The organism is Mesorhizobium sp. NZP2298 (assembly GCF_013170825.1).
Lineage (GTDB): Bacteria > Pseudomonadota > Alphaproteobacteria > Rhizobiales > Rhizobiaceae > Mesorhizobium.
Map to the genome: position 1 here is coordinate 2,103,833 of NZ_CP033365.1, position 24,510 is coordinate 2,128,342.

Annotated in this window: 19 protein-coding genes; 7 read left to right on the top strand and 12 right to left on the bottom strand. The window is 63.3% G+C overall.

Annotation, left to right across the window (positions count from 1 at the left end):
* Positions 1-50: 50 nt before the first annotated feature.
* Positions 51-992, top strand: a complete 942-nt coding sequence (locus EB231_RS10185; protein WP_140771865.1) for an N-formylglutamate amidohydrolase — start codon at positions 51-53, stop codon at positions 990-992.
* A 362-nt stretch (positions 993-1,354) separates the two neighbouring features.
* Positions 1,355-2,128 (top strand): histidinol-phosphatase, encoded by a 774-nt coding sequence (hisN, locus tag EB231_RS10190; RefSeq protein WP_172348691.1) that lies wholly within the window; start codon positions 1,355-1,357, stop codon positions 2,126-2,128.
* A 6-nt stretch (positions 2,129-2,134) separates the two neighbouring features.
* Here the strand turns inward: hisN and EB231_RS10195 are convergent, their stop codons facing one another.
* From EB231_RS10195 to EB231_RS10210, 4 genes are all read right to left on the bottom strand, one after another.
* Complete coding sequence (locus EB231_RS10195; RefSeq protein WP_172348692.1) at positions 2,135-2,965, bottom strand: helix-turn-helix transcriptional regulator; 831 nt, start codon at positions 2,963-2,965, stop codon at positions 2,135-2,137.
* 103 nt (positions 2,966-3,068) lie between these two features.
* Positions 3,069-3,314, bottom strand: a complete 246-nt coding sequence (locus EB231_RS10200; protein WP_172348693.1) for a DUF1127 domain-containing protein — start codon at positions 3,312-3,314, stop codon at positions 3,069-3,071.
* Between the two features lie 3 nt (positions 3,315-3,317).
* The gene (locus tag EB231_RS10205; RefSeq protein WP_171883282.1) at positions 3,318-3,473 is read right to left on the bottom strand and encodes a hypothetical protein; all 156 of its coding nucleotides are present in this window, start codon (positions 3,471-3,473) and stop codon (positions 3,318-3,320) included.
* A gap of 164 nt (positions 3,474-3,637) precedes the next feature.
* Entirely contained in the window at positions 3,638-4,615 is a 978-nt protein-coding gene (locus EB231_RS10210; protein WP_172348694.1) for an alpha/beta fold hydrolase, read from the bottom strand.
* A 529-nt stretch (positions 4,616-5,144) separates the two neighbouring features.
* Here EB231_RS10210 and EB231_RS10215 point away from each other — a divergent pair.
* A complete protein-coding gene (locus tag EB231_RS10215) occupies positions 5,145-5,612 on the top strand; it encodes an Hsp20 family protein (RefSeq protein WP_172348695.1) in 468 nt (155 codons plus the stop codon).
* A gap of 69 nt (positions 5,613-5,681) precedes the next feature.
* Here EB231_RS10215 and EB231_RS10220 read toward each other — a convergent pair whose 3' ends face one another.
* Entirely contained in the window at positions 5,682-6,734 is a 1,053-nt protein-coding gene (locus EB231_RS10220) for a threonine aldolase family protein (RefSeq protein ID WP_172348696.1), read from the bottom strand.
* Between the two features lie 492 nt (positions 6,735-7,226).
* On the opposite strand from EB231_RS10220, the gene gltB reads away from it, so the two are divergent.
* Both gltB and EB231_RS10230 read left to right on the top strand, forming a co-directional pair.
* Positions 7,227-11,957 (top strand): glutamate synthase large subunit, encoded by a 4,731-nt coding sequence (gltB, locus tag EB231_RS10225; RefSeq protein ID WP_172348697.1) that lies wholly within the window; start codon positions 7,227-7,229, stop codon positions 11,955-11,957.
* Positions 11,958-12,100: 143 nt separating this feature from the next.
* A complete protein-coding gene (locus tag EB231_RS10230; RefSeq protein WP_140771850.1) occupies positions 12,101-13,555 on the top strand; it encodes a glutamate synthase subunit beta in 1,455 nt (484 codons plus the stop codon).
* A gap of 17 nt (positions 13,556-13,572) precedes the next feature.
* On the opposite strand, the gene EB231_RS10235 is transcribed toward EB231_RS10230, so the two are convergent.
* Together EB231_RS10235 and EB231_RS10240 are read right to left on the bottom strand one after the other, a co-directional pair.
* A complete protein-coding gene (locus tag EB231_RS10235) occupies positions 13,573-14,808 on the bottom strand; it encodes an SGNH/GDSL hydrolase family protein (protein WP_172348698.1) in 1,236 nt (411 codons plus the stop codon).
* A 123-nt stretch (positions 14,809-14,931) separates the two neighbouring features.
* Positions 14,932-16,155 carry a lytic murein transglycosylase gene (locus EB231_RS10240; protein WP_172348699.1) on the bottom strand — a complete coding sequence of 408 codons (1,224 nt, stop codon included), beginning with the start codon at positions 16,153-16,155 and terminating at the stop codon, positions 14,932-14,934.
* Between the two features lie 211 nt (positions 16,156-16,366).
* On the opposite strand from EB231_RS10240, the gene galU reads away from it, so the two are divergent.
* Positions 16,367-17,272 carry a UTP--glucose-1-phosphate uridylyltransferase GalU gene (gene galU / locus EB231_RS10245; protein WP_172348700.1) on the top strand — a complete coding sequence of 302 codons (906 nt, stop codon included), beginning with the start codon at positions 16,367-16,369 and terminating at the stop codon, positions 17,270-17,272.
* Between the two features lie 166 nt (positions 17,273-17,438).
* Here the strand turns inward: galU and EB231_RS10250 are convergent, their stop codons facing one another.
* On the bottom strand, positions 17,439-19,220 hold the full coding sequence (locus EB231_RS10250) for an outer membrane beta-barrel protein (protein WP_172348701.1): 1,782 nt from the start codon (positions 19,218-19,220) through the stop codon (positions 17,439-17,441).
* A gap of 196 nt (positions 19,221-19,416) precedes the next feature.
* Here EB231_RS10250 and EB231_RS10255 point away from each other — a divergent pair, with 196 nt between their 5' ends.
* Positions 19,417-20,418 (top strand): KpsF/GutQ family sugar-phosphate isomerase, encoded by a 1,002-nt coding sequence (locus EB231_RS10255; protein WP_172348702.1) that lies wholly within the window; start codon positions 19,417-19,419, stop codon positions 20,416-20,418.
* Between the two features lie 191 nt (positions 20,419-20,609).
* Here the strand turns inward: EB231_RS10255 and EB231_RS10260 are convergent, their stop codons facing one another.
* The 4 genes from EB231_RS10260 to hemH all read right to left on the bottom strand — a co-directional run bounded on the left by EB231_RS10260 (position 20,610) and on the right by hemH (position 24,497).
* A complete protein-coding gene (locus EB231_RS10260) occupies positions 20,610-21,074 on the bottom strand; it encodes an NfeD family protein (RefSeq protein WP_172348703.1) in 465 nt (154 codons plus the stop codon).
* 20 nt (positions 21,075-21,094) lie between these two features.
* Positions 21,095-22,045 carry an SPFH domain-containing protein gene (locus tag EB231_RS10265; RefSeq protein WP_140771840.1) on the bottom strand — a complete coding sequence of 317 codons (951 nt, stop codon included), beginning with the start codon at positions 22,043-22,045 and terminating at the stop codon, positions 21,095-21,097.
* A gap of 121 nt (positions 22,046-22,166) precedes the next feature.
* A complete protein-coding gene (locus tag EB231_RS10270; RefSeq protein WP_172348704.1) occupies positions 22,167-23,378 on the bottom strand; it encodes an NAD(P)/FAD-dependent oxidoreductase in 1,212 nt (403 codons plus the stop codon).
* Positions 23,379-23,432: 54 nt separating this feature from the next.
* Positions 23,433-24,497: a ferrochelatase gene (gene hemH, locus EB231_RS10275; RefSeq protein WP_172348705.1), complete on the bottom strand. Its 1,065-nt coding sequence runs from the start codon at positions 24,495-24,497 to the stop codon at positions 23,433-23,435.
* Positions 24,498-24,510: the final 13 nt, after the last annotated feature.

Consider the following 24,510-nt stretch of genomic DNA (forward strand, 5'->3'; position numbering starts at 1 on the left):
ATTCGGCAAGGCGATGCGGATGGCGAAATGCTGGACATGCGGCCAGCAAGGTGGCACTTTCATGCGATGATGCATTGGTGTTTTCGGGTTCGTGCAAATTGAAGACGGCAGCCGAGGATTTTTCGGTCGTTCAACCCTTCGAAATCCGATCGGGCGCCGAGCAGCGCGTCCCCTTCCTGTTCAACTCGCCGCATAGCGGTCGCTACTATCCCGAGCGGTTCCTTGCCATGGCAAGGCTCGACCGCAACGCCATCCGCCGCTCGGAGGATTGCTACGTCGATGAATTGTTCGGCGGCGCCGTGGCGCTGGGCGCACCGATGCTGGCGGCGAATTTCCCTCGCGCCTATCTCGACGTCAATCGCGAGCCATGGGAACTCGACCCGCGCATGTTCGCCGAGCCGGTGCCATCCTTCTGCAACATCCGCTCGGCGCGGGTGGCGGGCGGGCTTGGCACCGTGCCGAAGCTGGTGGGCGAGGGGCTCGACATTTATTCCGGCCGCTTGCCGCTGGCCGAAGCCGTTGCCCGCATCGAGGCCGTCTACAAACCCTATCACGAAACGCTGAAGCGGCTTTTGACCAGGACCCATGCCCGCTTCGGCTTTGCCGTGCTGATCGACTGCCATTCGATGCCGGCGAGCATCCGTGTTGGCGACAGCGGACTGCGGCCCGATTTCATCATCGGCGACCGTTTCGGCATTTCGGCCACCGCTGCCCTGACCGAGACAGCGATCGGCCTGCTGACCGCCATGGGCTATACCGTCGCCCACAACAAGCCTTATGCAGGCGGCTTCATCACCGAGCATTATGGCCGCCCGGCGCGCCATCTGCATGCGTTGCAGATCGAGGTCAATCGCGGGCTCTACATGAATGAGCGGACGTTTGAGAAGGCCGCCGGCTTCGACGCGCTGGCCGATGACCTGACGCGATTTTCAGCGGATCTGATGGCAATGCCGGACCATCACTTCATCGACCTGCCGCTGGCCGCGGAGTGAAATCAGGTCGTGCATGTCGTTGTCGCGAAACCGCCAGGCACTCCTCTGCGACATGCCATTGAAACCGCAGCGTAAAAAAAGACCGCATCGTTTTCACGATACGGTCGAAGTCTAGGGAGGAAACGCCCAAGGAGGGCATGGACAGGAAAACCTGTCCGAGGTCGAGGGTATTGTGCGGTGCACAAATGTCAAGCGATCTTCAGGCTTTTTTAAATCAGAGTGATGTGGAAATTGCGTTTCGATGACGTTGATGTGACATTTTGGCAACATCTGTCCCGGCGAATAAATCGATAAACAGGCTTGTTTTGGCGGGGAAGTGTCGGCAGAGCCCGGTTGGGCACTCGGCAATGCGGGAGAATCAGTTGGACGTCAGCATCGATTTCATGCGCCGTATCGCGCAGGCGGCAGCCGCGGAAACCCTGCCGCGCTTTCGCGCCCAGGGTGCCGTGGCCAACAAGGAGAAGGGCAGTTTCGATCCGGTCACGGAAGCCGATCGGGAGACGGAACGCGCCATCAGGGCGCTGATATCGGCTCAGTATCCCGACCATGGCATTCTCGGCGAGGAGCATGGCAGCGAGAACATCTCCAGCCGACATGTCTGGGTGATCGACCCGATCGACGGCACGCGGGCCTTCATCTCCGGCCTGCCGGTGTGGGGGACGCTGGTCGGGCTGACGGTCGACGGCGACGCGGTTGCCGGCATGATGGCGCAGCCCTTCACCGGCGAACTGTTCTACGCCAACGCCTCCGGCTCGCACTATGAAGGGCCGGGCGGACCGCGCCAACTTTCGACCCGCAAGACGACAAAACTCGACGAGGCAACGCTGTTCACCACGACGCCGGCGCTGTTCAAGGGCAAGGCCCGCACGCGCTATGACGCGTTCGAGAAGCAGGTCCAGCTCGCCCGCTACGGCGCCGATTGCTATGCCTTCGCCATGATCGCCTCGGGAAGCGTCGACATCGTCGCCGACCCCGGCCTGAAGCCCTACGATATCGTGGCGCTGATCCCGATCATCGAGAAGGCGGGTGGTGTCGTCACCACCTTCGATGGCGGACCGGCGGAAAAGGGTGGAGATGTGCTGGCGGCGGCGACGCCGGAGCTTCACGCGGCCGCCATGGCTGCCCTGCGCGGCTGATCGGCTTCAGCGCGATCTGATCGAGCGCCGGAATTCCGCCGGCGTACGGCCATAGACCTGCTTGAACGACGCGCTGAAATGGCTGTGGCTGGAAAAGCCGAGGTCCATGCCCAGCGTGGTCAGATTGTCGTAGCGGCCGAGCAGGTCGAGCCCGCGCGCCAGACGCAGGCGCAGATGATAGCGATAGAGCGGCATGGCCTCGACCTGCTGGAACACCTGGGTCAGATAGACCGGCGAAACGCCGACCTCGGCGGCGATCTCGGCCAGCGTCCAGCGCCGCGACAGGTCCGACGACAGCACGAGCTTGGCCCGGTCGACCAGCTTCTGCCGTCCGGGGCTGGCACCCGCGACATGCGAGGTGCGCTCGCCGAGCGAGCGCCGCACCAGTGTCAGGGCAAGCGTCTCGGCTTCCAGCGTTTCGGCGATACCGCGGCTCAGGCTGTGGCGCAGCATTGCCACCAGTGCCTGAGCGCGCGGGTCGATGCGCCGGCGCTGGCGCCGAAACGCCAGGCGGTCGCCTGCACGCATCTGCTCCTTCGGCGCCAGTTCGCGCAATTGGCCCTCCTCCATGACGAGGTCTAGGCAGGCATCGCCGCCCTCGACGGGGTGGCTGACCCGATAGGGCTCGGCCTCATTGAAGAACAGCAGCTGGTTGGCTTCCGCGACAGCGTCGTTGCGGCCGACATGGCGCACGAAGACGCCGCGATAGGGAAACACCAAATGCGTGGCCGACGTGCATTCTTCATCACTCCTGTGACGGCATTCGCCGCTGCAGACGATGTCCCGCACCCTGACGATGCCGGTATCGAGAAGCGGCTGAACCGTGAATAGTGACATGGCGGCTGCGCTTTCCTCTCGCCGAAAATCACCCCGGCATCGCGGTGGCACTTTACGCGAACGGCCTGCCCATTCCTGTCAGGAGACTTCTCGAAAACGCGCCTCAGTCCCGCAATTGGCGCTTGAACTCCGAATAGACCTGGCCGCGTGACAGGCCGATGTCCTTGAGCTGTTCGTCGCTCATTTCGAGCAAGGCAAGGCGGCTTCGGCGTTTCTCCATCTGACCGCCAAGCCATCTGGCCACGGCAACACATTGGGCGAGCAGGGGCCGCCGGAGGGTTTCGGTGCGGATTGCCGGCGCCGGGCCTGGGCCAGCCAGGCGTTGCGCCGCTGCATGATCGGGGCGCATGGCTCAATCCTCGCTCACGCCAGACGCCGAGGCGCCGGCTTCGTTCAGCGCCTTCGCGCATTCCTCGCAGCAGACCTCGACGGTCTTGCCGCCGACCTTGACACGGATCGGGTTGGCGTCCAGCTGGCAATCGCAGGCGGCGCAGGTTTTCTCGGTCATGATCTCATCTCCATGGCGTTCAATTCGACGCATGCAAATGAGCATTCCCAAGTGGGCCGTGCTGTCAGAATCTTTAGCACTTTGCGTGCTGCTCGGCTGGCCGAAGCCCCCCTCCTGACAACGGTGTGTCAGCTATGCCTGCCCGTGGAGAACAGCGCCATGGGTCAGGCCGTAGGGTCGTCGGAGCCGGGAATGAAGGCGTCGAAGGCGGCCAGGAATTGCTCGCGGTAGAGGTCGACTTCCTGCAGGATTTCATGCTTGGCACCGTCGATCATCAGCAGGGAGCCGAGTCTCAGACTTCTGGCGTAGGTTTCGACCGCCTTGGTCGAGACGACCTGGTCGGCACCGGCGGCGATGATCAGCAAGGGCACCTGGATCCGGGCCATGAAGTCGGGGTCGCTGATGGCTTCCGACGCCTTCGCCGCGGCCTGCAGCCAGCGGATCGTCGGGCCGCCAAGCGCCAATTGCGGGTGCTCTTCATAGATGCGCGTGTTGCGGCGATAGCGCCGCGGATCCGTCGTCACCTTGTTGGCCTCGAAAGGCAGTGTTTGTCTCGGCCGCGGACCCCACGCGGCGTAGAGCCGGCCGAGCCCCAATGCACAGAAAAACGAACAGATACGGCGGACCGTGCTGATCGAGACCGGCAGGTCGGGCAAGGTCAGGAACGGCGCGATCAGCACCATGCGGCGCACACGGTTCACCATGGACGGCGCGGCAAGCAGCGTGATCACCGCACCCGCCGAGTGGGCCAGGATATAGTACGGCCCGCGACAGTCAGGCAGCACGATCTCCTCGAAGAACTGCTCGAGGTCCGCGGTATAGTCGCGGAAGGACCTGACATAGCCGCGCTGGCGATCGCGGATCAGCCGGTCGGAATCGCCCTGGCCGCGCCAGTCGAGCGTGGCGACGCCGAAGCCTCGGGCGGCAAGGTCGCGGATGGTTTCGAAATATTTCTCGATGCACTCGTTGCGGCCGGACAGCAGCACCACCGTGCCTCGCATCGGCCGCGCCACCGCCGCGAACAGGCCATAGCGGATCTTCTTGCGGTCGCGTGTGACGAAGAAGCCGCCGGTGGCGTTTTCCGGTCGCGGATTGCCCTCGGTTTCGTGGAAAAGCGGCGTGTCGTGGAGAAGGTCCGTCATTCGGCGCTTTGTGCTCGGCGTCTCACCAGCCTGTCGCGGCTGGCCTCGTCAAGGTGATAGACGCCAATGCGTCAAAAGCAAAGGAATTCCGGGTGAGGGGAGATCGGCAACGGGAAAGCCGGAAGCCGCTTGAGAGCGTACTTCCGGCCCCTGTCGATCCGGGAGGAAGGGACGTTAACACCCGGTTCGGCTTCGTTGCGGCACCTTTGTTTGACGCAATTCCGGACGGAAAACCGCTTCACACTTTTCCTGGAATTGCTTCAAGCAATCTGGCGCCGCCAATCCTTGATCTTGAGGTCACTCTAGCGGCACCGGTCTGAACGCGCGCCGAAGGTCCGGTTCATCTGCCGTTCATCAAGGGGGCAGGCGGCGTGGTTTTTGCCATCCGGCGAAACTTGAAATGCATTCGGGCGCTCCCCAAATGTTGAATGCGGTCGCCAATGTCGGGGCCGCTGGTCCTCCCGAAACGCCGCTCAAGGGTTTCGCACCGGCCATACGCAAACCATGTTGCTCAACAGGAGAACACCTCATGCGTCACGTTGATTTTTCCCCGCTCTACCGTTCGACCGTCGGCTTCGACCGTCTCTTCACCATGCTGGATTCGCTTGCGCAGCCGGATGGCGCGCAGACCTATCCGCCCTACAATATCGAGCGTACCGGTGAGGATTCCTACCGGATTTCGATGGCGGTCGCCGGCTTCTCGGACGAAGAGATCTCGATCGAAGCCCATCGCAACGTGCTGACCGTCAAGGGTGAGCGCAAGGATGAGGGCACCGGCGAAGGCTCCGAGCTGCTCTATCGCGGTATTGCCTCCAGGGCCTTCGAACGCCGCTTCCAGCTTGCCGATCACGTTGAAGTCGTCGGCGCCGCGCTGAAGAACGGCCTGCTCTTCGTCGATCTCAAGCGCAACATTCCCGAGGAACTGAAGCCGCGCAAGATCGCGATCACCTCGGCTCCGGCCAACGCCAAGCAGATCGAGGCCAAAACCGCCGCCTAACGTTTAAGTCTCCTCCCGAGACGGAAGCGGCGCCGGAAGGCGCCGCTTTTTTGTTATCCGCAAGGTCGCCTATCCGGCGATCAACTGGCCAAAGCGGTCGACTTCCTCGGGTGACGTCGCAAAGCTGGTAACGAAGCGATAGAGCAGCTCGTCCTCGCCGATATGGCCGTCAAATCCATGCGGCTTGTGCCAGTCGTAGAAGGCGGCACCCGCGGCCTGCAACCTGTCGGCTTCGGCTTTCTTGATCACCGCGAACACCTCGTTGGCCTGCGGCAGCCAGGCCAGCTTCGCATGGGCCGAATCCTCGATTGCCGCCGCGAGGCGTGCGGCCATGGCGTTTGCGTGGCGCGCGGTATCGAGCCACTGGCCGTCCTTGAAATAGGCTTCGAACTGCGCAGCGACGAAGCGCGACTTGGAAAACAGCTGGGCGGCGCGCTTGCGCAGGAAGGCCAACTCCCTGGCGCGGTCGAGGTCGAACAGCACGATCGCCTCGGCGCACCAGCAGCCATTCTTGGTGCCGCCGAAGGACAGTATGTCGACACCGCGTTTCCAGGTCATCTCGGCCGGCGTGGTGTCGAGCGCGACCAGCGCATTGGCAAAGCGGGCGCCATCCATGTGCAAGGGCACCGAATGCTGTCTGGCGATGGCCGAAATCGTCTCGATCTCGTTCAGGCCATAGATGGTGCCAACCTCGGTCGACTGGGTGATCGAAACCGCCATTGGCCGTCCCCAATGGACGATTTCGGGCGCGAAGCGGCCAATGGTTCGCTCCAGATTGTGCGGGTCGATCTTGCCCAGGGCGCCGTCGACGGCATGCAGCCGCGCGCCGCCGGAAAAATATTCCGGCGCACCGCATTCGTCTTCGATGACATGCGATTCACGATGGGCGAAGGAAATGCCGCCGGGCTTGTTGAAGGTGGTCAGCGACAGCGAATTGGCGGCGGTGCCGGTTGCCACGAAGAACACCGCGACCTCGCGTTCGAAAATCTCGCTGAAGCGCTGGTAGACTGCCTGGTCGAGCGCGCTGTCGCCATAGGCGGCGGCGAAGCCGGCGGAGGCGGCCGACAGGCCGGCAACGATATTGGGATGGGCGCCTGCCCAATTGTCGGAAGCGAAGAACATGCATCTGCCTGTGTTGGGGAAATCGGCGCGGAGTTGACCGGTTTCACGCGTCAACCGCAAGAGCCAGATGCTGGAAAACCGTTAAAGCCAGCCGTGGCGGCAGGCGGGAAACGGCGACTGAAGCTTACGTTTTCTCTCAACTTCACGTAATTTTATGTCGTGGAAGCCTCAAGTTTTTTGTGAATCGGTCTTGTGTGCGCCAGGGAATTCTGCCATAAAAATTTAGGACAGTAGTGCTGTCTTATTTTGTCGCACAAAACAGGCTGGATTGGCGTAACATATTGGCCTCTCCGGCTGTTGCCGCGAGCGACAGGTGGACGGCCAGACGCTGGCCTGTACGATACCAGATGCGAACCATGCGGAAAGCCGCCTGGTTCGGCAAGGATTTCGCAAGACGTGCCGCAAGGACCAGGGTGAGCCAAGCGCTTGCCGAGGCAAATCAGCGACCGAAGAATGGCCAGCGCCTGAAGGGCTGGGATGGAGGACAGGACAATGACGGACATGACGCTCTCTGCGACGAACGGCCAGGCCGCGCAGACGGAAGCGGCTGCCGTCAAAAATACGCCTCGAACCGACATTGGCCGAACCGGTTTTGCCTCTCAGGGCCTCTACGATCCGCGCAACGAGCATGACGCCTGCGGCGTCGGTTTCATCGTCAACATGAAGGGCGTGAAGTCGCATCAGATCGTCAAGGACGGCCTTGCCGTGCTCGAAAACCTGACGCATCGCGGCGCCGTCGGCGCCGACCCGCTGGTCGGCGATGGCGCCGGTGTGCTGGTGCAGCTTCCCGACCAGTTCTTCCGCGAGGAAATGGCGGCCAACGGCATCGAACTGCCGCCGGCTGGCCAGTATGGCGTCGGGCACTGGTTCATGCCGCAGGACGCGGCGCTGCGCGCCCATATCGAGGATATCATCGCCGAATCGGCGCAGTCCGAGGGGCTGCCGCTGCTCGGATTCCGCGACGTGCCCGTCGATAATTCGTCGCTGTCGAAGGCGCCCGACATCGTGGCGTCCGAGCCGTTCCACCGCCAGGTGTTCATCGGCCGCACGGCGGACATTCCCGATGATGAAGAATACGAGGCCCGGCTCTATCTGCTGCGCAAGGTCATTTCGGGCCGCATCTATGCCGAGAACGACAACAAGGATATCGGCGCCTATTGCGTGTCGCTGTCGGCGCGCACCATCGTCTACAAGGGCATGTTCCTGGCCTATCAGGTCGGCGCCTATTACAAGGATCTCAAGGACCCGCGCTTCGAGACGGCGCTGATCCTGGTGCATCAGCGTTTCTCGACCAACACCTTCCCGTCGTGGAAGCTGGCGCATCCCTACCGCATGGTCGCGCACAATGGCGAGATCAACACGGTGCGCGGCAACAACAACTGGATGGCCGCGCGCCAGGCGTCCGTCGATTCCGAGCTGTTCGGCAACAACATCTCGAAGCTCTGGCCAATCTCCTATGACGGCCAGTCCGACACGGCGTGCTTCGACAATGCGCTCGAGTTCCTGTTCCAGGGCGGCTATAGCCTCAGCCACGCCATGATGATGCTGATCCCGGAAGCCTGGGCCGGCAACAAGCTCATGGATGCCGACCGCAAGGCTTTCTACGAATACCATGCCGCGTTGATGGAGCCGTGGGACGGACCGGCCGCGGTCGCCTTCACCGATGGCCGCCAGATCGGCGCCACGCTTGACCGCAACGGCCTGCGCCCGGCACGCTACATCGTCACCGACGATGACCGCGTCATCATGGCTTCGGAGGCCGGCGTGCTGCCGGTGCCGGAGGAGAAGATCGTCCAGAAGTGGCGGCTGCAGCCCGGCCGCATGCTCTTGATCGACCTTGCCAAGGGCCGCATCGTGCCTGACGAGGAGATCAAGTCTGAGATCGCCACCAAGCATCCCTACAAGACCTGGCTCGCCAACACGCAGCTCATCCTGGAAGATCTGAAGCCGGTCGAACCGCGCGCGCTGCGCAAGGATGTCAGCCTGCTCGATCGCCAGCAGGCATTCGGCTACACCCAGGAAGACACCAAGCTGTTGATGTCGCCGATGGCGACCACCGGCCAGGAAGCCGTCGGCTCGATGGGCACCGACACGCCGATCTCGGCGATGTCGGACAAGTCGAAGCTGCTCTACACCTATTTCAAGCAGAACTTCGCCCAGGTCACCAATCCGCCCATCGATCCGATCCGCGAGGAGCTGGTGATGAGCCTGGTGTCCTTCATCGGGCCGCGGCCGAACATTTTCGATCTTGTGGGTAGTTCGCGCCGCAAGCGGCTCGAAGTGCGCCAGCCGATCCTGACCAATGGCGATCTCGAAAAGATCCGCTCCATCGGCCACACCGAGGACCGTTTCGACACCAAGACGATCGACATCACCTATGGCTCGAACGAGGGCGCCGCCGGCATGCAGGGGGCCATCGACCGGCTCTGCGAACGCGCGGAGGCGGCGGTTGCCGGCGGCTACAACATCATCATCCTGTCCGACCGCCAGCTCGGGCCGGACCGGATCGCGATTCCCGCCCTGCTGGCGACGGCCGCTGTGCATCATCACCTGATCCGCAAGGGGCTGCGCACCTCCGTCGGCCTGGTCGTGGAATCCGGCGAGCCGCGCGAAGTGCATCATTTCTGCTGTCTCGCCGGCTACGGCGCCGAAGCGATCAACCCTTACCTTGCCTTCGACACGCTGCTCGACATGCACAAGCGTGGCGAGTTGCCGGAAGAGGTCGACGCCTACGAGGTCGTATCGCGCTACATCAAGTCGATCGGCAAGGGCATCCTCAAGGTGATGTCCAAGATGGGCATCTCGACCTATCAGTCCTACTGCGGCGCGCAGATCTTCGACGCCATCGGGCTGAAGACCGATTTCGTGCAGCAGTATTTCACCGGCACCGCGACGCTGATCGAAGGCGTCGGGCTGGATGAGGTCGCGGGCGAGACGGTCAGCCGCCATACGGATGGTTTCGGCAGCGATCCGGTGTTGCGCAACAGCCTGGATGTCGGTGGCGAATACCTGTTTCGCATGCGCGGCGAGGCGCATATGTGGTCGCCCGACGCGGTCGCCACCTTGCAGCACGCCGTGCGCCAGGGCTCGTGGGAAACGTTCAAGGACTATTCCGCGCAAATCGACAGCGAGACGGCCCGCGCGCAGACCATCCGTGGCCTGTTCAAGATCAGGCTGGCGGACGAGACCGGGCGCAAGAAGGTCGCGCTCGACGACGTCATGCCGGCGGCCGACATCGTCAAGCGCTTCTCGACCGGGGCGATGTCGTTCGGTTCGATCTCGCGCGAGGCGCACACCACGCTGGCGCGCGCCATGAACCAGATCGGCGGCAAGTCGAACACCGGCGAGGGCGGCGAAGAGGCCGACCGCTATCTGCCGCTGCCTGGCGGCGGCAAGAACCCGGAACGCTCGGCGATCAAGCAGGTCGCCTCGGGCCGCTTCGGCGTGACGGCCGAATACCTCGTCAATTCCGATGTCATGCAGATCAAGGTGGCGCAAGGCGCCAAGCCCGGCGAGGGCGGTCAGTTGCCCGGCCACAAGGTCGACGCGACCATCGCCAAGGTCCGGCACTCGACGCCTGGCGTCGGCCTGATCTCGCCGCCGCCGCATCACGACATCTATTCGATCGAGGATCTGGCGCAGCTGATCTACGATCTGAAGAACGTCAATCCGGCGGCCGATGTATCGGTCAAGCTGGTCTCGGAAGTCGGTGTCGGCACGGTCGCGGCGGGTGTGGCCAAGGCGCGCGCCGACCACATCACCATCTCGGGCTACGATGGCGGCACGGGTGCCTCGCCGCTGACCTCGCTCAAGCATGCCGGCTCCCCGTGGGAAATGGGCCTGGCCGAAACGCACCAGACGCTGGTGCTCAACGGCTTGCGCAGCAGAGTCGCGCTGCAGGTCGATGGCGGCTTGCGCACCGGGCGCGACGTCATCATCGGCGCGCTGCTCGGCGCCGACGAGTTCGGCTTCTCGACCGCACCGCTGATCGCGGCCGGCTGCATCATGATGCGCAAGTGCCACCTCAACACTTGCCCGGTTGGCGTCGCCACCCAGGACCCGGTGCTGCGCAAGCGCTTCAAGGGCACGCCCGAGCATGTCATCAACTTCTTCTTCTACGTGGCGGAAGAGGTGAGGGCGCTGCTGGCCGAAATGGGCTTCACCCATATCGACCAGATCATCGGCGACGCCGACCTTCTGGAGAAGCGCGACGTGGTCCAGCACTGGAAGGCGCAGGGCCTCGACTTCTCCAAGATGTTCTACAAGCCCGATGTGCCGCATGAAGCGGCGCACTGGACCGAACGCCAGAAGCATCCGATCGACGACGTGCTCGACCGCAAGCTGATCGAACTGGCCAGGCCGGCGCTGGAGGCCAAGCAGCCGGTGAAGATCGAGGTAGACATCCGCAATGTCGACCGTTCGACGGGCGCCATGCTGTCGGGCGAAGTGGCCAAGCGCTTCAAGCACAAGGGGCTGCGTGAGGACACGATCCAGGTCAAGCTGACTGGCACCGCCGGCCAGTCCTTCGGCGCCTTCCTGGCGCGTGGCGTCTCGTTTGAACTCGTCGGCGCCGGCAACGACTATGTCGGCAAGGGCCTTTCGGGCGGACGCATCGTCATCCGGCCGCCGGAAGAGGCCAGGATCGTTGCGGCCGACTCCATCATCGTCGGCAATACGGTGCTCTATGGCGCAACCGAGGGCGAGGCCTATTTCGCCGGTGTCGCCGGCGAGCGTTTCGCGGTGCGCAATTCGGGCGTCGCTGCCGTCGTCGAAGGCGTCGGCGACCATGGCTGCGAATACATGACCGGCGGTGTCGTCGTCGTCATCGGCAAGACCGGCCGCAACTTCGCCGCCGGCATGTCGGGCGGTGTCGCCTATGTGCTGGACGAGGCGGGTGATTTCGCCGAGCGATGCAACATGGCGATGGTCGAGCTGGAGCCGGTTCCGGAAGAAGACGATTTGATGGAAAAGCTGCTGCACCATGGCGGCGACCTCGACCACAAGGGCCGTGTCGACGTCTCTGGCGACATGACCAGCCATGACGAGGAGCGGCTCTACCAGTTGATCTCGAACCACGTGCACTACACGGGTTCGGTGCGCGGTCGTGAGATCCTCGACGACTGGACGACGTTCCGGCCGAAATTCCGCAAGATCATGCCGGTCGAATACCGCCGCGCGCTGATCGAGATGGAACGCATGCGCATGGGCGTCGCTGCCGAATAGGCTTATGAGAATCGCCGGGGAGCCCAAGGCTTCCCGGCCCCCTTCATCGACAGTTTGACCTCGGGCGCAAGCTTGCCATGGCTGCCGCAGGAGGTTAACGGGTGCGGCGAAAACCGCACCATCTGGACAGCAGGAACTGGACCATGGGCAAGGTAACAGGCTTTCTCGAAATCGACCGGCAGGTGCACAAGTACCAGCCGGCCTCCGACCGTATCCGGCATTTCCGCGAATTCACGCTGCCGATGTCGGACAAGGAGGTCGAGAAACAGGCCGCGCGCTGCATGGATTGCGGCATTCCGTTCTGCCACGGGCCGACAGGCTGCCCTATCCATAACCAGATCCCGGACTGGAACGACCTCGTCTACAACAGGGACTGGGACAACGCGATCCGCAACCTGCATTCGACCAACAATTTCCCGGAGTTCACCGGCCGCATCTGTCCCGCGCCCTGCGAGGAAGCCTGCACGCTGAACCTCGAGGACATCCCCGTCGCCATCAAGACGGTGGAGCAGGCGATCGCCGACAAGGCCTATGAGACCGGCCATATCAGGCCCTATCCGCCGGAGAAGAAGACCGGCAAGCGGGTCGCCATCATCGGCTCCGGCCCGGCCGGGATGGCGGCTGCCCAGCAGCTCGGCCGCGCCGGGCACGACGTCCATGTCTATGAGCGCGAGAGCCGCCCGGGCGGGCTGATGCGCTACGGCATTCCCGACTTCAAGATCGAGAAGCACTATATCGACCGACGCATCGAGCAGATGCAGGGCGAGGGCGTGACCTTCCATTGCGGCGTCAATGTCGGCGTCGACAAGCCCGTCGCCGAACTGCTCGCCGAACATGATGCCGTGCTCTATTGCGGCGGCTCGGAAACACCGCGCGCGGCCAATATTCCGGGAGACGATCTTGGCGGCGTGCATGATGCCATGCCTTATCTGGTGCAGCAGAACCGCCGCGTCGGCGGCGAGCCGATCCAGTCGGTGGCGTGGCCTTCGCATCCGATCATCGCCGGCGGACAGCATGTCGTCGTCGTCGGTGGCGGCGATACCGCGTCCGACTGCGTCGGCACCGCCTTCCGCCAGGGCGCGGTGCGGGTCACCCAGCTCGATATCCGCCCGCAGCCGCCGGAGAAGGAAGACAAGCTCGCGGTCTGGCCCTACTGGGCGACCAAGATGCGCACCTCGTCCTCCCAGGCCGAGGGTGCGGAGCGCGAGTTCCAGGTGGCGACACTCGAATTCATCGGCGAAGACGGCCAGTTGACCGGCGTCAAATGCTGCGAGGTCGACGAGAAGCGCAAGCCGATCGCCGGCACCGAATTCGTCATCCGCGCCGATCTCGCCTTCATCGCCATCGGTTTTGCCGGGCCGGCGACGGCCGGCGTGGCGAAGGAACTGGAAGGCGAGATGAAAATCACCACCGACAGCCGCCGCTCCCGGAATGTCGAGGCCAATGACCGCGACTACCGGACCAGCGTCGACCGGCTCTATGCGGCGGGCGATGTCCGCCGTGGCCAATCCCTGGTCGTCTGGGCGATCCGCGAGGGCCGGCAGGCGGCGCGCTCGATCGACGAGGCACTTATGGGGTCGACCGTATTGCCGCGCTGAGACCGGAGGCTCCGCTACTAAGGGGTAATCGCCGTCGTCGTGTCGGCCGCGGCGGCCGTCGCCGGCGGCTCGGCCTTGGGCGGCCAGGAAAAATCGTCGGCGCGTCCAGGCGACGCCTCCGGAGCCTTGCCCTCGATCACCAGTCGTTCCCCGGGAAGAGCCGGATTGGCTTTTGCCGGCGGCGCGGCGCCGAGCAATTCGGTGCCGCCGTCGAGTGCGGGGTCGCTGAGCAGCATGGGCGCGGTTCGGTCGATCACGATGGGTGCCGCGGCCGGCGCCGGTGCCTCGACGGGCGCACCCGCCGGTGCCGTCGCCGGGGCTATGCTGCCGGGCGCGGTCAGGCCGAGGATCTTCATCAGCGGCTTTTCGGTGTAGAAGGCGAGCTTGCGCTTGCCGGCCTTGGAAACGTTGATGCCGTCATCGGCGCGCAGCCGCACAGGCTGGCCGTTCATGTCGGGGCCGGTGGTGACGAAGGCGCCGTTCTCGTCGACAAACCCATCCCAGACATCGACGAATTCGCCGCCATGGCTTTCAGCGGCCTGGTGATAGATGTCGTTGAAGGCCAACATGTCGGATGTCATCTTCGGCACCCGGAAGGCTGGCATGCCGACCCACAGGAAGGGCACCTTGGCGGTGGCGATAGCCTTGCCGAGTGCATCGGTCCGGCGCTCATATTCCTTGGTCCAGTTCTCGGACCGGGGTTGTTCGCGCACGTCCCCCACCTTCATCTGTTGGCGATCGTTGGAGCCCAGCATGACGACCACCGCGGCCGGCTTCTCGGTCTCTATCAGCGATTTGATCTGTTCGGGCCAGTTGTAGAAGTCATCGCGCACGAAGCCCGACGAGCCATTGCTGCGCACGACGATCCTGACGCCGGGATTGTCGGCGAAGGCGGTGTCCAGGCCTTCGGCAAGGCCAGTCGCCATGAAATCGCCGACCACCAGCACGGTTCGGGCGTCCGGAGTCTTTTCGACCACGGGAGTTTCAGGTTGGGCCGGAGGGCGCGGAGCCCGCGGTTTCTTGGGCTTGGGTTTTGGTTTTGCCTTTTCGATATCGAGCGGCGGCTCGACGCGCTCGCTGCGGCGCGGGAAAAGCAGATCGCGCAACGACCAGCCACGGTTCTGCTGCGGCTGTTCCTGTGCCATGGCCGGGGCATGGAAGGCAGCGGCGGCGCCGACCGCCAGCAGGACGATCGCCAGAAAAAGGATCGGCGTGCGACGAACAAGGATCGCGATACGCGCGGCCGAAACCAATCACTCCTCCATCCCTTGCGCCTGGTCCCGCAAACCGGAGCCGGTTTTGCGGCCGGGCGCAAGTTCAAAGTGCCATGGCGCCGGATACGTGCGCCAAAAATGCGCGCGGCGCCGTAGCTGGCTCTATTTTTGCCTGAGCCATTTGAGCACTTCCATGCTCGGATAGCCGTCCTGGGTCAAGCCGACCTTTGCTTGATAGGCCATGATGGCTGTTTTCGAGCCGTCACCGATCTTGCCGTCGAACTTGCCGTCGTAAAGCCCATGCTGCGAAAGCCGCTTCTGCAACTCCTGCCTTTCCTCGAAGCTGAGCTTGGTGAAGGGCCGCTTCCAGTCCTGGACAAGGCCGTTGCCACCGGCGATCTCGTCGGCGAGAAGGCCAACGGCAAGGGCATATTTGTCGGCGTTGTTGTAGGCCTTGATGACCGAGAAATTCCTGATCATCAGGAAAGCCGGGCCGCCGCGGCCGTCCGGCACCTTCAGCGTCGCCTTGTCGGTGAGGTTCTTGAACGGCTTGCCGCTGGCTCTGACGACGCCGAGCGCCTGCCATTGCGCCAGCGTCTTCGAGCCGCCCGGCAGTTTGCCTGCCGGTATCGCGACTTCGTAGCCCCAGGTCTTGCCGGCCTGCCAGCCATTCTTCTTCAACAGATTGGCTGACGTCGCGAGCGCATCGGGGATGGAATTCCAGATGTCGCGCTTGCCATTGCCGTCCATGTCGACGGCATAATGCTGGTAGCTGGTGGGGATGAACTGGGTCTGGCCCATGGCGCCGGCCCAGGAGCCCATCAGGTGGCTTTCGTCGATGTCGCCGGTCTGCAGGATCTTCAGGGCCGCGACCAACTGGGTGCGGGCATATTTGGACCGCTTCGGGTCGCCATATCCCAAAGTCGCCAGCGAACGAATGACGTTGCGCATGATGTCGTCGCGTTTGAGGATCTCGCCATAGTTCGATTCCATTGACCAGATGGCGAGCAGAATGTAGCGGTCGACGCCGAACCTCGCCTCGATCCTGTCCAGCCAAGGCTTCCACTTTTTCGCCATCTGCTGTCCGACGGCGACGGACTGGTCGTGGACGCGGTTGTCGAAATAATCCCAGGCGGGCGCGGTGAATTCGGGCTGGGTGCGCGCCTTTTCCAGCACCACCGGATCAGGCTCCTTGATGTCCCGGAAAGCCTGGTCGTAGACTGCGCCGGAAACGCCGCCTGCGACAGCGGTGGCGCGGAAGCCGGCGACCCATTGCCGGAAACCGGCGTCAGCGAAAGCCGGACCGGTGGGCATTAGCAGGGCGAGCGAGAGGCTGGCTGCCGTCATGACGCTGGTCAAACGTTTTGCGGCACTGCGAACGGACATGTTTTCCTCCTTCTCTGTCTCAGGAAAGACCATTCATCGCCGAACCGGGTTAGGAATTAGTTTACCATAGGCGTCGCCTGGAACGAAAAGACACCTCGATGCTTTAACCGGTGGAAGTTTCCCTTGTCCGCTCCAGTAATCTTCAATTCCGGCGTGAAAATGTCGCCAGACAGGGATTGCGGAGCCGGCCTGCAAACGGATAATTGAAAGCATGAAGAGAGTTCGCAAGGCAGTTTTCCCGGTCGCCGGTCTCGGCACGCGGTTCCTCCCGGCCACCAAGGCCGTTCCCAAGGAGATGCTGACCGTCGTCGACAGGCCGGTCATCCAGTATGTGGTGGATGAGGCGCGGGAAGCGGGCATCGAGCATTTCATTTTCGTGACCGGCCGCAACAAGGCGGTCATCGAGGATCATTTCGATATCCAGTTCGAGCTCTATGACACGCTGGCCCAGCGCGGCAAGGACGAGCAGCTGGCCCGCCTGCAGCGGCTGCAACCTGCGCCGGGGCAGACCAGCTTCACCCGCCAACAGGTGCCGATGGGGCTTGGCCATGCCGTCTGGTGCGCGCGCGAGCTGGTCGGCGACGAGCCGTTCGCGCTTTTGTTGCCCGACATGATCATGCAGTCGGAAAAGAGCTGCATGAAGTCGATGGTCGAGCTCTACGAGGAAACCGGCAACAACATCATCGCCGTGCAGGAATGCGACCCGGCGGAGGCCCACAAATACGGCATCGTCGGCCGTGGCGAGGATACGCATCACGGCTTCCGCATCACCGAGATGGTGGAGAAGCCGAAGACCGGCACAGCACCTTCCAACCTCTACATCAACGGCCGTTACATCCTGCAACCCGAGATCTTCAAGATCCTCGAGGGCCAGGAAAAGGGCGCCGGCAACGAGATCCAGCTCACTGACGCGATGCTGAAGCTGGAGAAGCAGCAGGCCTTCTACGGCTACCACTATCAGGGCCGCACCTTCGACTGCGGTTCGCCGGAAGGTTTTGTCGAGGCCAATGTCGCCTTCGCCCTGTGGCGCAGCGACATGAACGAGAACATTGCCGGAGTCATCCGCACGCTGCTCGACGAGATGAAGCCATCGGAGCGCCGCGGGGCCGCTTTCTAGGATATGCCGATATTCAGGTGATGCCGGCCTGCGAATGGCCGGTACCTGCGCTTCCCCGTTCTACTGCGTCGCAGTAGAACTGTACTCATATACCTTAAGTACGCTCCGCTCCGGTTCTCGGTATCAGCCATTCTCGACTCGGCCTGACCCGAATCTCGACCTACCTTTAGCGCTGCACTTTCAAGCCGAGGTAGATGCTGTTGGCGGTGTAGTCGCGGCCGGGCAGGTTGCTGGTCAGCTTCTCGGTTCTCACCCGGCTGGTGAGACCGGCATAGCGGTTCAGCCACCAGGTCAGTCCGGCCTCGGCGCTCAAGATCCTGTCATGGCCGTCGATGCCGATATAGTCTCGCCAGTCGAGGCCCAGAGCCGCATTCGCGGTGAGGTTGGCACGGATCAGCCGTTCCCCCGTCAGGCGGCCGGAATAAAGGATATCGCCGCTTTCGCCCGCGGTGGTCGTGGTTTCGACGGTGGTCTTGCCGGTCAGGCCGATCGTGGTTCCGCGCTGCGGCGACCATTTGAGGTCGGCATTGACGGTGGCGCCCGAAATCGCTTCCAGGCTCTTGTCATCGATCGCTTCCCTCAGCCAGCCGGCCGAGAATTCACCCGACAGCTTCTCACCCATGTCGAGTTGCAGGCCGGCGCGCGCGCCGAGCCTCGTCGAGGAGCGCTCGAAGCCTTCATTGTCGATGCGCTGATCGTAGACCCGGCGGCCGACCTCGATTTCGGTGAACGGGGTGAGGGCCGGAGAGATTTCGTAACCGGTTCGCAAGGTCGCCGTATAGAGCGTATTGTCCTGATCCTTCTGCGACAGCGAGGTTCCGTCCGAAAGCTCGGCGTCGCCATAGAAGTCGTGCGAGACCGCGCCGGTCAAAGTGTACTGCATCTTGCCGGCGGCCTTTTCGATGCCGAGGCTGCCGTCGATCGTCTGCCGCAGCGGCTGGGTGCTGACGCCGGCAATGGCGTTGGGCGATGACGCGGTTTCCGGCACGGCTTCATAGCCGAGCTTGGCGATGGCGCGCAGTTCGTTGTCGAGATCGACATTGAACTGGCCTTCAATGCGGCCCTGCGCGTCGTGGACCGGATAGCCCGACACGGTCTCGCGGAACAGACCATAGCCGTCGATGGTGGCGGAGTTCTCGCGCCAGTCGGAAATAGCGGAAAAGCGCAACGCCGTCTCCGACAGCAGTGCCGATGTGCCGGCACTGCTCGAATCGCCGTTCGTGGTGGCGGTCAGACCCTGTTCGATCGACGGCCGGATGACGAAGGATCCCCATTTGACGCCGGTGGCGGCGAAAGGATCGTCCTCGGCTTTCTTGTTCTGGCCTTCGATGGCGGCGGTGCGTTCGGCGCCAGTGTCGAGTTTCTGCCTGTCGGCGCTGTCGACGGTCAGGGCACGGCGGTTGGCCGCTTCCTGATCGGTCGCGGCCCTATCGGTATCGTCAGCCGCGGCGGCGGTGGTGTCCTTGGTCGCGGCTGTCGTGTTCTTCTTCTTTTTCGATTTGCCGGTCGTTCTGGCGTCCGTCTTGGTCTTGTCCTGATCCGCTGCAGTCTGTCCGGCGATCGACTGACGACGCCGAGGCTTGGCTGGCGTCGGAGTGTCGGTCGAGGCGTCGTCGGTCGCCTGCGGTGGATCGAAAATGCTGCCGGTGGCGGCGTTCGTGTCGGTGTCGTCGGGGACGGCGCCGGCGCTGGCCGGCAAATAGGTGCGTGGCGGCGCATCGTCCTGCCCGGCCGGCGCCTGCTGGCCCTGGGCGGCAAGGGCGAGTTGCCTTGCCTTGCGTTGCTGGTCGGACAGGATGGCCGATTCCGAAACCTCGCCGCGCAGCTCCGTTTCCTGGGCATGAAGCAGGGCCGGACGCGTCAGCGCAAAGATGCTGGTCGCCAGCAACAAGGCGCATACCGCCTTGCCCTGTCGTCCTCTTGATTTTTCTGGCTGGGCCCCGGACATCGCCACCACTGCTTGCGCGGCGCTATGCGCGCCATACTTACCGAACCGTAAATCGGGATGGTTAACGGAGGGTTGAGGCGGTGGCCGTTCGGCCGGCTAAAGCGAGGATCGCGGGGCGCGCGTGAAGTCCCCGCCCCGGCGCATCAGTGCCATTTCCGTTGGACAGGCGGACGGCAAAGCGCTAATCGCATCATCCATGCATGCGAGACCTCTCGATAAGAAGCCCCTGGACCGGCAAGCGTCGATTGATTCGGCCCTGAGAACGGTGGCGACCGAGCAGGCGGGGATCGCCGCCCTTGCCGAAGCGCTCGAGAATGGACTGGCCGCGCCTTTCGCGCAGGCTGTCGACATGATCTCGAACATCGAAGGCCGGCTGATCGTCACCGGCGTCGGCAAAAGCGGCCATATCGGCTCGAAGATTGCGGCCACGCTGGCCTCGACCGGCACACCGGCCTTCTTCGTCCATCCCGTCGAGGCCAACCATGGCGATCTCGGCATGATCGCCAGGGACGACGCCATCATCGCCATCTCATGGTCGGGCGAGAGCAAGGAGATGATGGGCATCGTCGCCTATTCCAGGCGCTTCTCCATCCCCCTCATCGCCGTCACATCCGGAGAGACATCGGCGCTGGCGCGCGCGGCCGACGTCGTGCTGCTTTTGCCGCGCACCCCGGAAGCCTGCCCGCACGGCTTGGCGCCGACGACGTCGACGCTGCTGCAACTGGTCGTCGGCGATGCGCTGGCGATCGCGCTGCTCGAGGCGCGCGGCTTCACGCCGGACCATTTCCGCACCTTCCATCCCGGCGGCCAGCTCGGCGCCAACCTGACCATGGTCTCCGAGATCATGCGGGTCGGCGACCAGATGCCGCTGGCCGTGCTCGGCACCAAGATGCCGGAAGCGGTGATGACGCTGTCGCAAAAGAAGGTCGGCTGCGTCCTGATCGTCGACACCAATGGCGAATTGGCCGGGATCATCACCGACGGCGACGTGGCGCGCAACCTGCACCGCAACCTGGCCGACGTCATCGTCGACGAGGTGATGACCCGCACGCCCAAGACGGTTGACCCGCAGACGCTTGCGGGTACCGCGATCGCGCTGCTCAACGAGCACAATATCGGCGCGCTGGTGGTGACCAAAAACAACATGCCGCTCGGCGTGGTGCATTTCCACGACCTGTTGCGCATCGGCGCAGCCTAGGTGTGCTGATATTCAGGTGAGGCCGGCCTGCAAATGGCCGATACCTGCGCTTCCCCGTTCTACTGCGTCGCAGTAGAACTGTGCTCAAGTACGAAAAGTATGCTCCGCTCCGGTTCTCGGTATCAGCCATTTTCGACTCGGCCTGACCTGAATCTCACCACATCTTGCGCGTCGGCGCCCGGGCTGAAAATTCAGACCCGCTCCACCGTGAGTTCCAGGTCGGTATCGGCTGCCCCGGTGACACGCACCTGCGTGCCGGCCGGCAGGTCGGGGCCGGAGACACGCCATAGCGTGTCGCCGAGCTTGATGCGGCCACGGCCGTCCCGGATCGGTTCGGCAAGCGTCGCCATCCTGCCGACCAGCTGGGCGCCGCGCCGGTTGAGCAGCGGCTGGTCCGTCGGGTCGTGGCGCCGGCTGACCCATCGCTTGCCGACATAGGCCGAGAGCAGCGACAGCGCCAGGAAGGCGAGGACCTGAACCTGCCAGGTCCAGATCGCCGCATCCCAGATCAGCAGCGATATTGCGGCGATGATCAGGGCAGCAATGCCGATCCAGAGCATGAAGATGCCCGGCGCGATGATTTCCATGACCAGCAGGGCGAAGCCCAGAACCATCCAGGTCCAGGGTCCGAGTTCGGAGATGACGCGATCGAACATAAGAGGGACCTCCTATGGACTCAGTTTTCGTTCGGCCGCACGACCGGCGGGCGGGCGGCCTGGCGCTGGGCGCCGGTCGTGCCTTCGCTGCGGAAGACTTCCTTGGCGATCTCGCCAATGCCGCCAAGCGTGCCGATCAGCGACGAGGCTTCCAGCGGCATAAGCACCACCTTGCTGTTGGTGGCCGAACCGATCCGGGTCAGGGCTTCGGTGTATTTCTGGGCGACGAAATAGTTCAGCGCCTGCACGTCGCCCTTGGAAATGGCTTCAGACACCACCTGGGTGGCGCGGGCTTCGGCCTCGGCGGAACGTTCGCGCGCCTCGGCGTCGCGGAAAGCGGCTTCCTTGCGGCCTTCGGCCTCCAGGATCTGCGACTGCTTGAGGCCTTCGGCGGCGAGGATCTGTGCACGCTTGTTACGCTCGGCGGTCATCTGGCGGCCCATCGATTCGATGAGGTTTGCCGGCGGGTTGATGTCCTTGATCTCGACGCGCGTTATCTTGATGCCCCACGGATGCGCCGCCTCGTCGACAACACGCAGCAGGCGCTCGTTGATGGCGTCGCGATTCGACAAGAGCTCATCGAGGTCCATCGAGCCCATGACTGTACGGATATTGGTCATCGTCAGGTTGAGGATGGCGTTCTGCAGGCCGGCGACCTGGTAGGCGGCCTGTGCCGCATTGAGGATCTGGTAGAAAGCGATGCCGTCGACACCGACGATGGCGTTGTCGCGTGTGATGATCTCCTGGCTCGGAACGTCGAGCACCTGCTCCATCATGTTCATCTTGGCGCCAATGCGGTCGACGAACGGCGTGATGATGTTGAGGCCGGGGCTCAGTGTCTTGGTATAACGACCAAAGCGTTCGACGGTATAGTTATAGCCTTGCGGAATTGTCTTGATGCCTTTGAACAGCACCAGCACGACAAGCGCGACAAGAACAATGATCGCAATATCGAAACCACTGAAATCCATTTGGCTCTCCCTCAGAAGCGGGCCGCGAGAGCCATTCCCGCGAAGCCGACTTCACCAAAGACTTAAGTGTGTTTCAGGAGCGTTACAATCAGGTGATGAGGGATTGTTTGCGTAGATGCACTCAGGGGTTGAAGGCGAAGAGCTCTGCATCCGTGTCGACAAGGCCCTTCATCGAAGCCGAAACAAGTTCCGAAGCGATCTGGGAGAAAGTGATGCCGTTGCCGCCATAACCCATGACCGCATGGATGCGGGGATGCCTCGGAATGGCGCCGATATAGGGCAGGCCCGTGGTCGTGGTGCCGAAGGAACCGGTCCAGGCGAATTCGGGCCTGACGTCGAGTTGGGGAAACAGCCGGCCCAGTTTTTCGGCGATGCGCGCGCTCTTGTCGGCGATCAACGCGTCGCGTCTTGCCTCGTCGACAAAATCCTCGTCCTCACCGCCGCAGATGACCCTGCCGTCGGTCGTCGCGCGCATGTAAAGGTAAGGGTCCGATGCCTCCCAGATGAACGCGGTACCCGGCCAGAGCTTTCGCGGCTGTGGGCGTGTCGCTATCGCCCATGTCGAGATGACCTGGTGCGCCGCTGCCGGCACGATGTCGACCAATTCGTAACCGGTGGCCAGAACGACATGCCGTGCCGTAATGGTCGGGCCGTCCTTTGTGGCCACGACCACCTCGTCTGTACTGTCCCTGATCGCCGTCGCTTCGACGGGGGCGTAGAAGTGTGCCTTGCGTTCCAGGGCCTTGAGCAGCAGCCCAGCGGTCAGTTTGCGCGGGTCGAGCGCGATATTGTCATGGCTGAGGATGGCGCCATCGCGATCGATGCCGTATCGCTCGGCCAGCGGGGCCGGTGTGAGATAGGTCGCCTTGATACCCGCTTGCCGTCGCGCGTCGGCTTCTTCCCGCAGTTCCGAAGGACCCAACACCGTGCCTGCCAGATAGAGTGACTGGGCGCGCGTCGGGCTGCAGGTGATGCCAAGTTCCGCGATACGGCCAGCAAGATTGGTCACGGCCAGCCGCGAGCGCCGCCAGGCCTGTAGCGCAGAGGTCTTGCCGATCATCTTCGACAGCGTCGAAAGCGGCTGGTCGATCTCGAACTGCACCAGTGCTGTGGTCGCTGGCGTCGAACCCTTGAGCGGCCCACGCCGGTCGATGCAGATCACGGAGTGACCATCCGCCGTCATCGCTTCGGCCATCATGGCGCCGCTGATGCCCATGCCGATGATCAGGACGTCGGTCTTGACGTCCCGGGTCAGCGCCGACGTCGGCACGGTTGGCGCCCGGTAGGCGGACCAGACGGTCCGGCCAGTTCTGAGGTCGAGTTTACGGGGCATCGAATTCTCCGGAAGGTGCGGCTCAACGCTCCGGAGTGGCTGTTGTTCCGGGTGTCAGATCCAGCCTAACAATTCGCGCCGCACCATCGCCTCGATCACCGCCATGCCCTCGGCGCTGTCGTTGAGGCAAGGGATATGGGCGAAATTCTTGCCGCCGGCGTGATGAAACGTCTCGGCTGCCTCGCGGCCGATCTCGTCCAGCGTCTCGATGCAGTCGACGGAAAAGCCGGGGTTGACGATGGCGATTGATTTCACCCCGTCCTTGCCGAGTTCCTCTACTGTCTTGTCGGTGTAGGGCTGCAGCCATTCCTGCGCGCCGAAACGCGACTGGAAGGTGATGATCAGTTTCTTGTCATCCCAACCCAGTCGTTCACGCAACAGACGCGTCGTCTTCTGGCAGTGGCAATGGTAGGGATCGCCCTTCTCGAAATAGGGTTTCGGGATGCCGTGATAGGAGGTGATGACCACCTCCGGCTCGAAATCGAGTGTCGCCAGATGCTGCTCGATCGAACGCGCCAGCGCCTCGATGTAGACCGGCTCGTCATAGTAAGGTGGCACACTGCGGATGGCTGGTGCACGGCGCATCTTCATCAGGGCGCGAAACAGCTGGTCGTTGGCGGTCGCGGTGGTGGTCGCCGAATATTGCGGATAGAGCGGGAACGCGAGAATGCGGTCGCAGCCTTGCGCGACCAGCCTCTCGGCGACGCTTGCCGTCGAAGGATTGCCGTAGCGCATCGCCCAGTCGACGACGACATTGGGCAGGTCGCGCAGTGCTTCGGCCAGCTTTTCGCCCTGCGCGCGGGTGTAGGTGCGCAGCGGCGACTCGTTCTTCTCCTGGTTCCAGATCCGGGCGTAGTTGGCGCCCGACTTCTTCGGCCGCGTCGTCAGCACCAAGCCGTAGAGGATCGGATACCAGATCGCCCTGTTGAGCTCGATGACACGCGGATCGGACAGGAATTCCCTGAGATAGCGCCACATCGACTTGAAATCGGTGCCGTCAGGCGTGCCGAGATTGACCAGCATGACGCCAATCTTCCCGGCCTTGACCGGCGGATGGCCGGCCGGCAATGGGCCGATGGCCTTCGCGGCTTTGGGATCGACAGGAGTGGAAAGCGTCATAAGGGTTCTCCGG

Coding starts and splice junctions, on each gene's coding strand:
- EB231_RS10240 (WP_172348699.1), bottom strand. CDS start 16,155: ATGTCCGTTCGCAGTGCCGCAAAACGTTTGACCAGCGTCATGACGGCA.
- EB231_RS10265 (WP_140771840.1), bottom strand. CDS start 22,045: ATGGATTTCAGTGGTTTCGATATTGCGATCATTGTTCTTGTCGCGCTT.
- EB231_RS10250 (WP_172348701.1), bottom strand. CDS start 19,220: ATGTCCGGGGCCCAGCCAGAAAAATCAAGAGGACGACAGGGCAAGGCG.
- EB231_RS10255 (WP_172348702.1), top strand. CDS start 19,417: ATGCATGCGAGACCTCTCGATAAGAAGCCCCTGGACCGGCAAGCGTCG.
- EB231_RS10205 (WP_171883282.1), bottom strand. CDS start 3,473: ATGACCGAGAAAACCTGCGCCGCCTGCGATTGCCAGCTGGACGCCAAC.
- EB231_RS10200 (WP_172348693.1), bottom strand. CDS start 3,314: ATGCGCCCCGATCATGCAGCGGCGCAACGCCTGGCTGGCCCAGGCCCG.
- gltB (WP_172348697.1), top strand. CDS start 7,227: ATGACGGACATGACGCTCTCTGCGACGAACGGCCAGGCCGCGCAGACG.
- EB231_RS10215 (WP_172348695.1), top strand. CDS start 5,145: ATGCGTCACGTTGATTTTTCCCCGCTCTACCGTTCGACCGTCGGCTTC.
- EB231_RS10270 (WP_172348704.1), bottom strand. CDS start 23,378: ATGCCCCGTAAACTCGACCTCAGAACTGGCCGGACCGTCTGGTCCGCC.
- galU (WP_172348700.1), top strand. CDS start 16,367: ATGAAGAGAGTTCGCAAGGCAGTTTTCCCGGTCGCCGGTCTCGGCACG.
- hemH (WP_172348705.1), bottom strand. CDS start 24,497: ATGACGCTTTCCACTCCTGTCGATCCCAAAGCCGCGAAGGCCATCGGC.
- EB231_RS10220 (WP_172348696.1), bottom strand. CDS start 6,734: ATGTTCTTCGCTTCCGACAATTGGGCAGGCGCCCATCCCAATATCGTT.
- EB231_RS10230 (WP_140771850.1), top strand. CDS start 12,101: ATGGGCAAGGTAACAGGCTTTCTCGAAATCGACCGGCAGGTGCACAAG.
- EB231_RS10260 (WP_172348703.1), bottom strand. CDS start 21,074: ATGTTCGATCGCGTCATCTCCGAACTCGGACCCTGGACCTGGATGGTT.
- EB231_RS10195 (WP_172348692.1), bottom strand. CDS start 2,965: ATGTCACTATTCACGGTTCAGCCGCTTCTCGATACCGGCATCGTCAGG.
- EB231_RS10210 (WP_172348694.1), bottom strand. CDS start 4,615: ATGACGGACCTTCTCCACGACACGCCGCTTTTCCACGAAACCGAGGGC.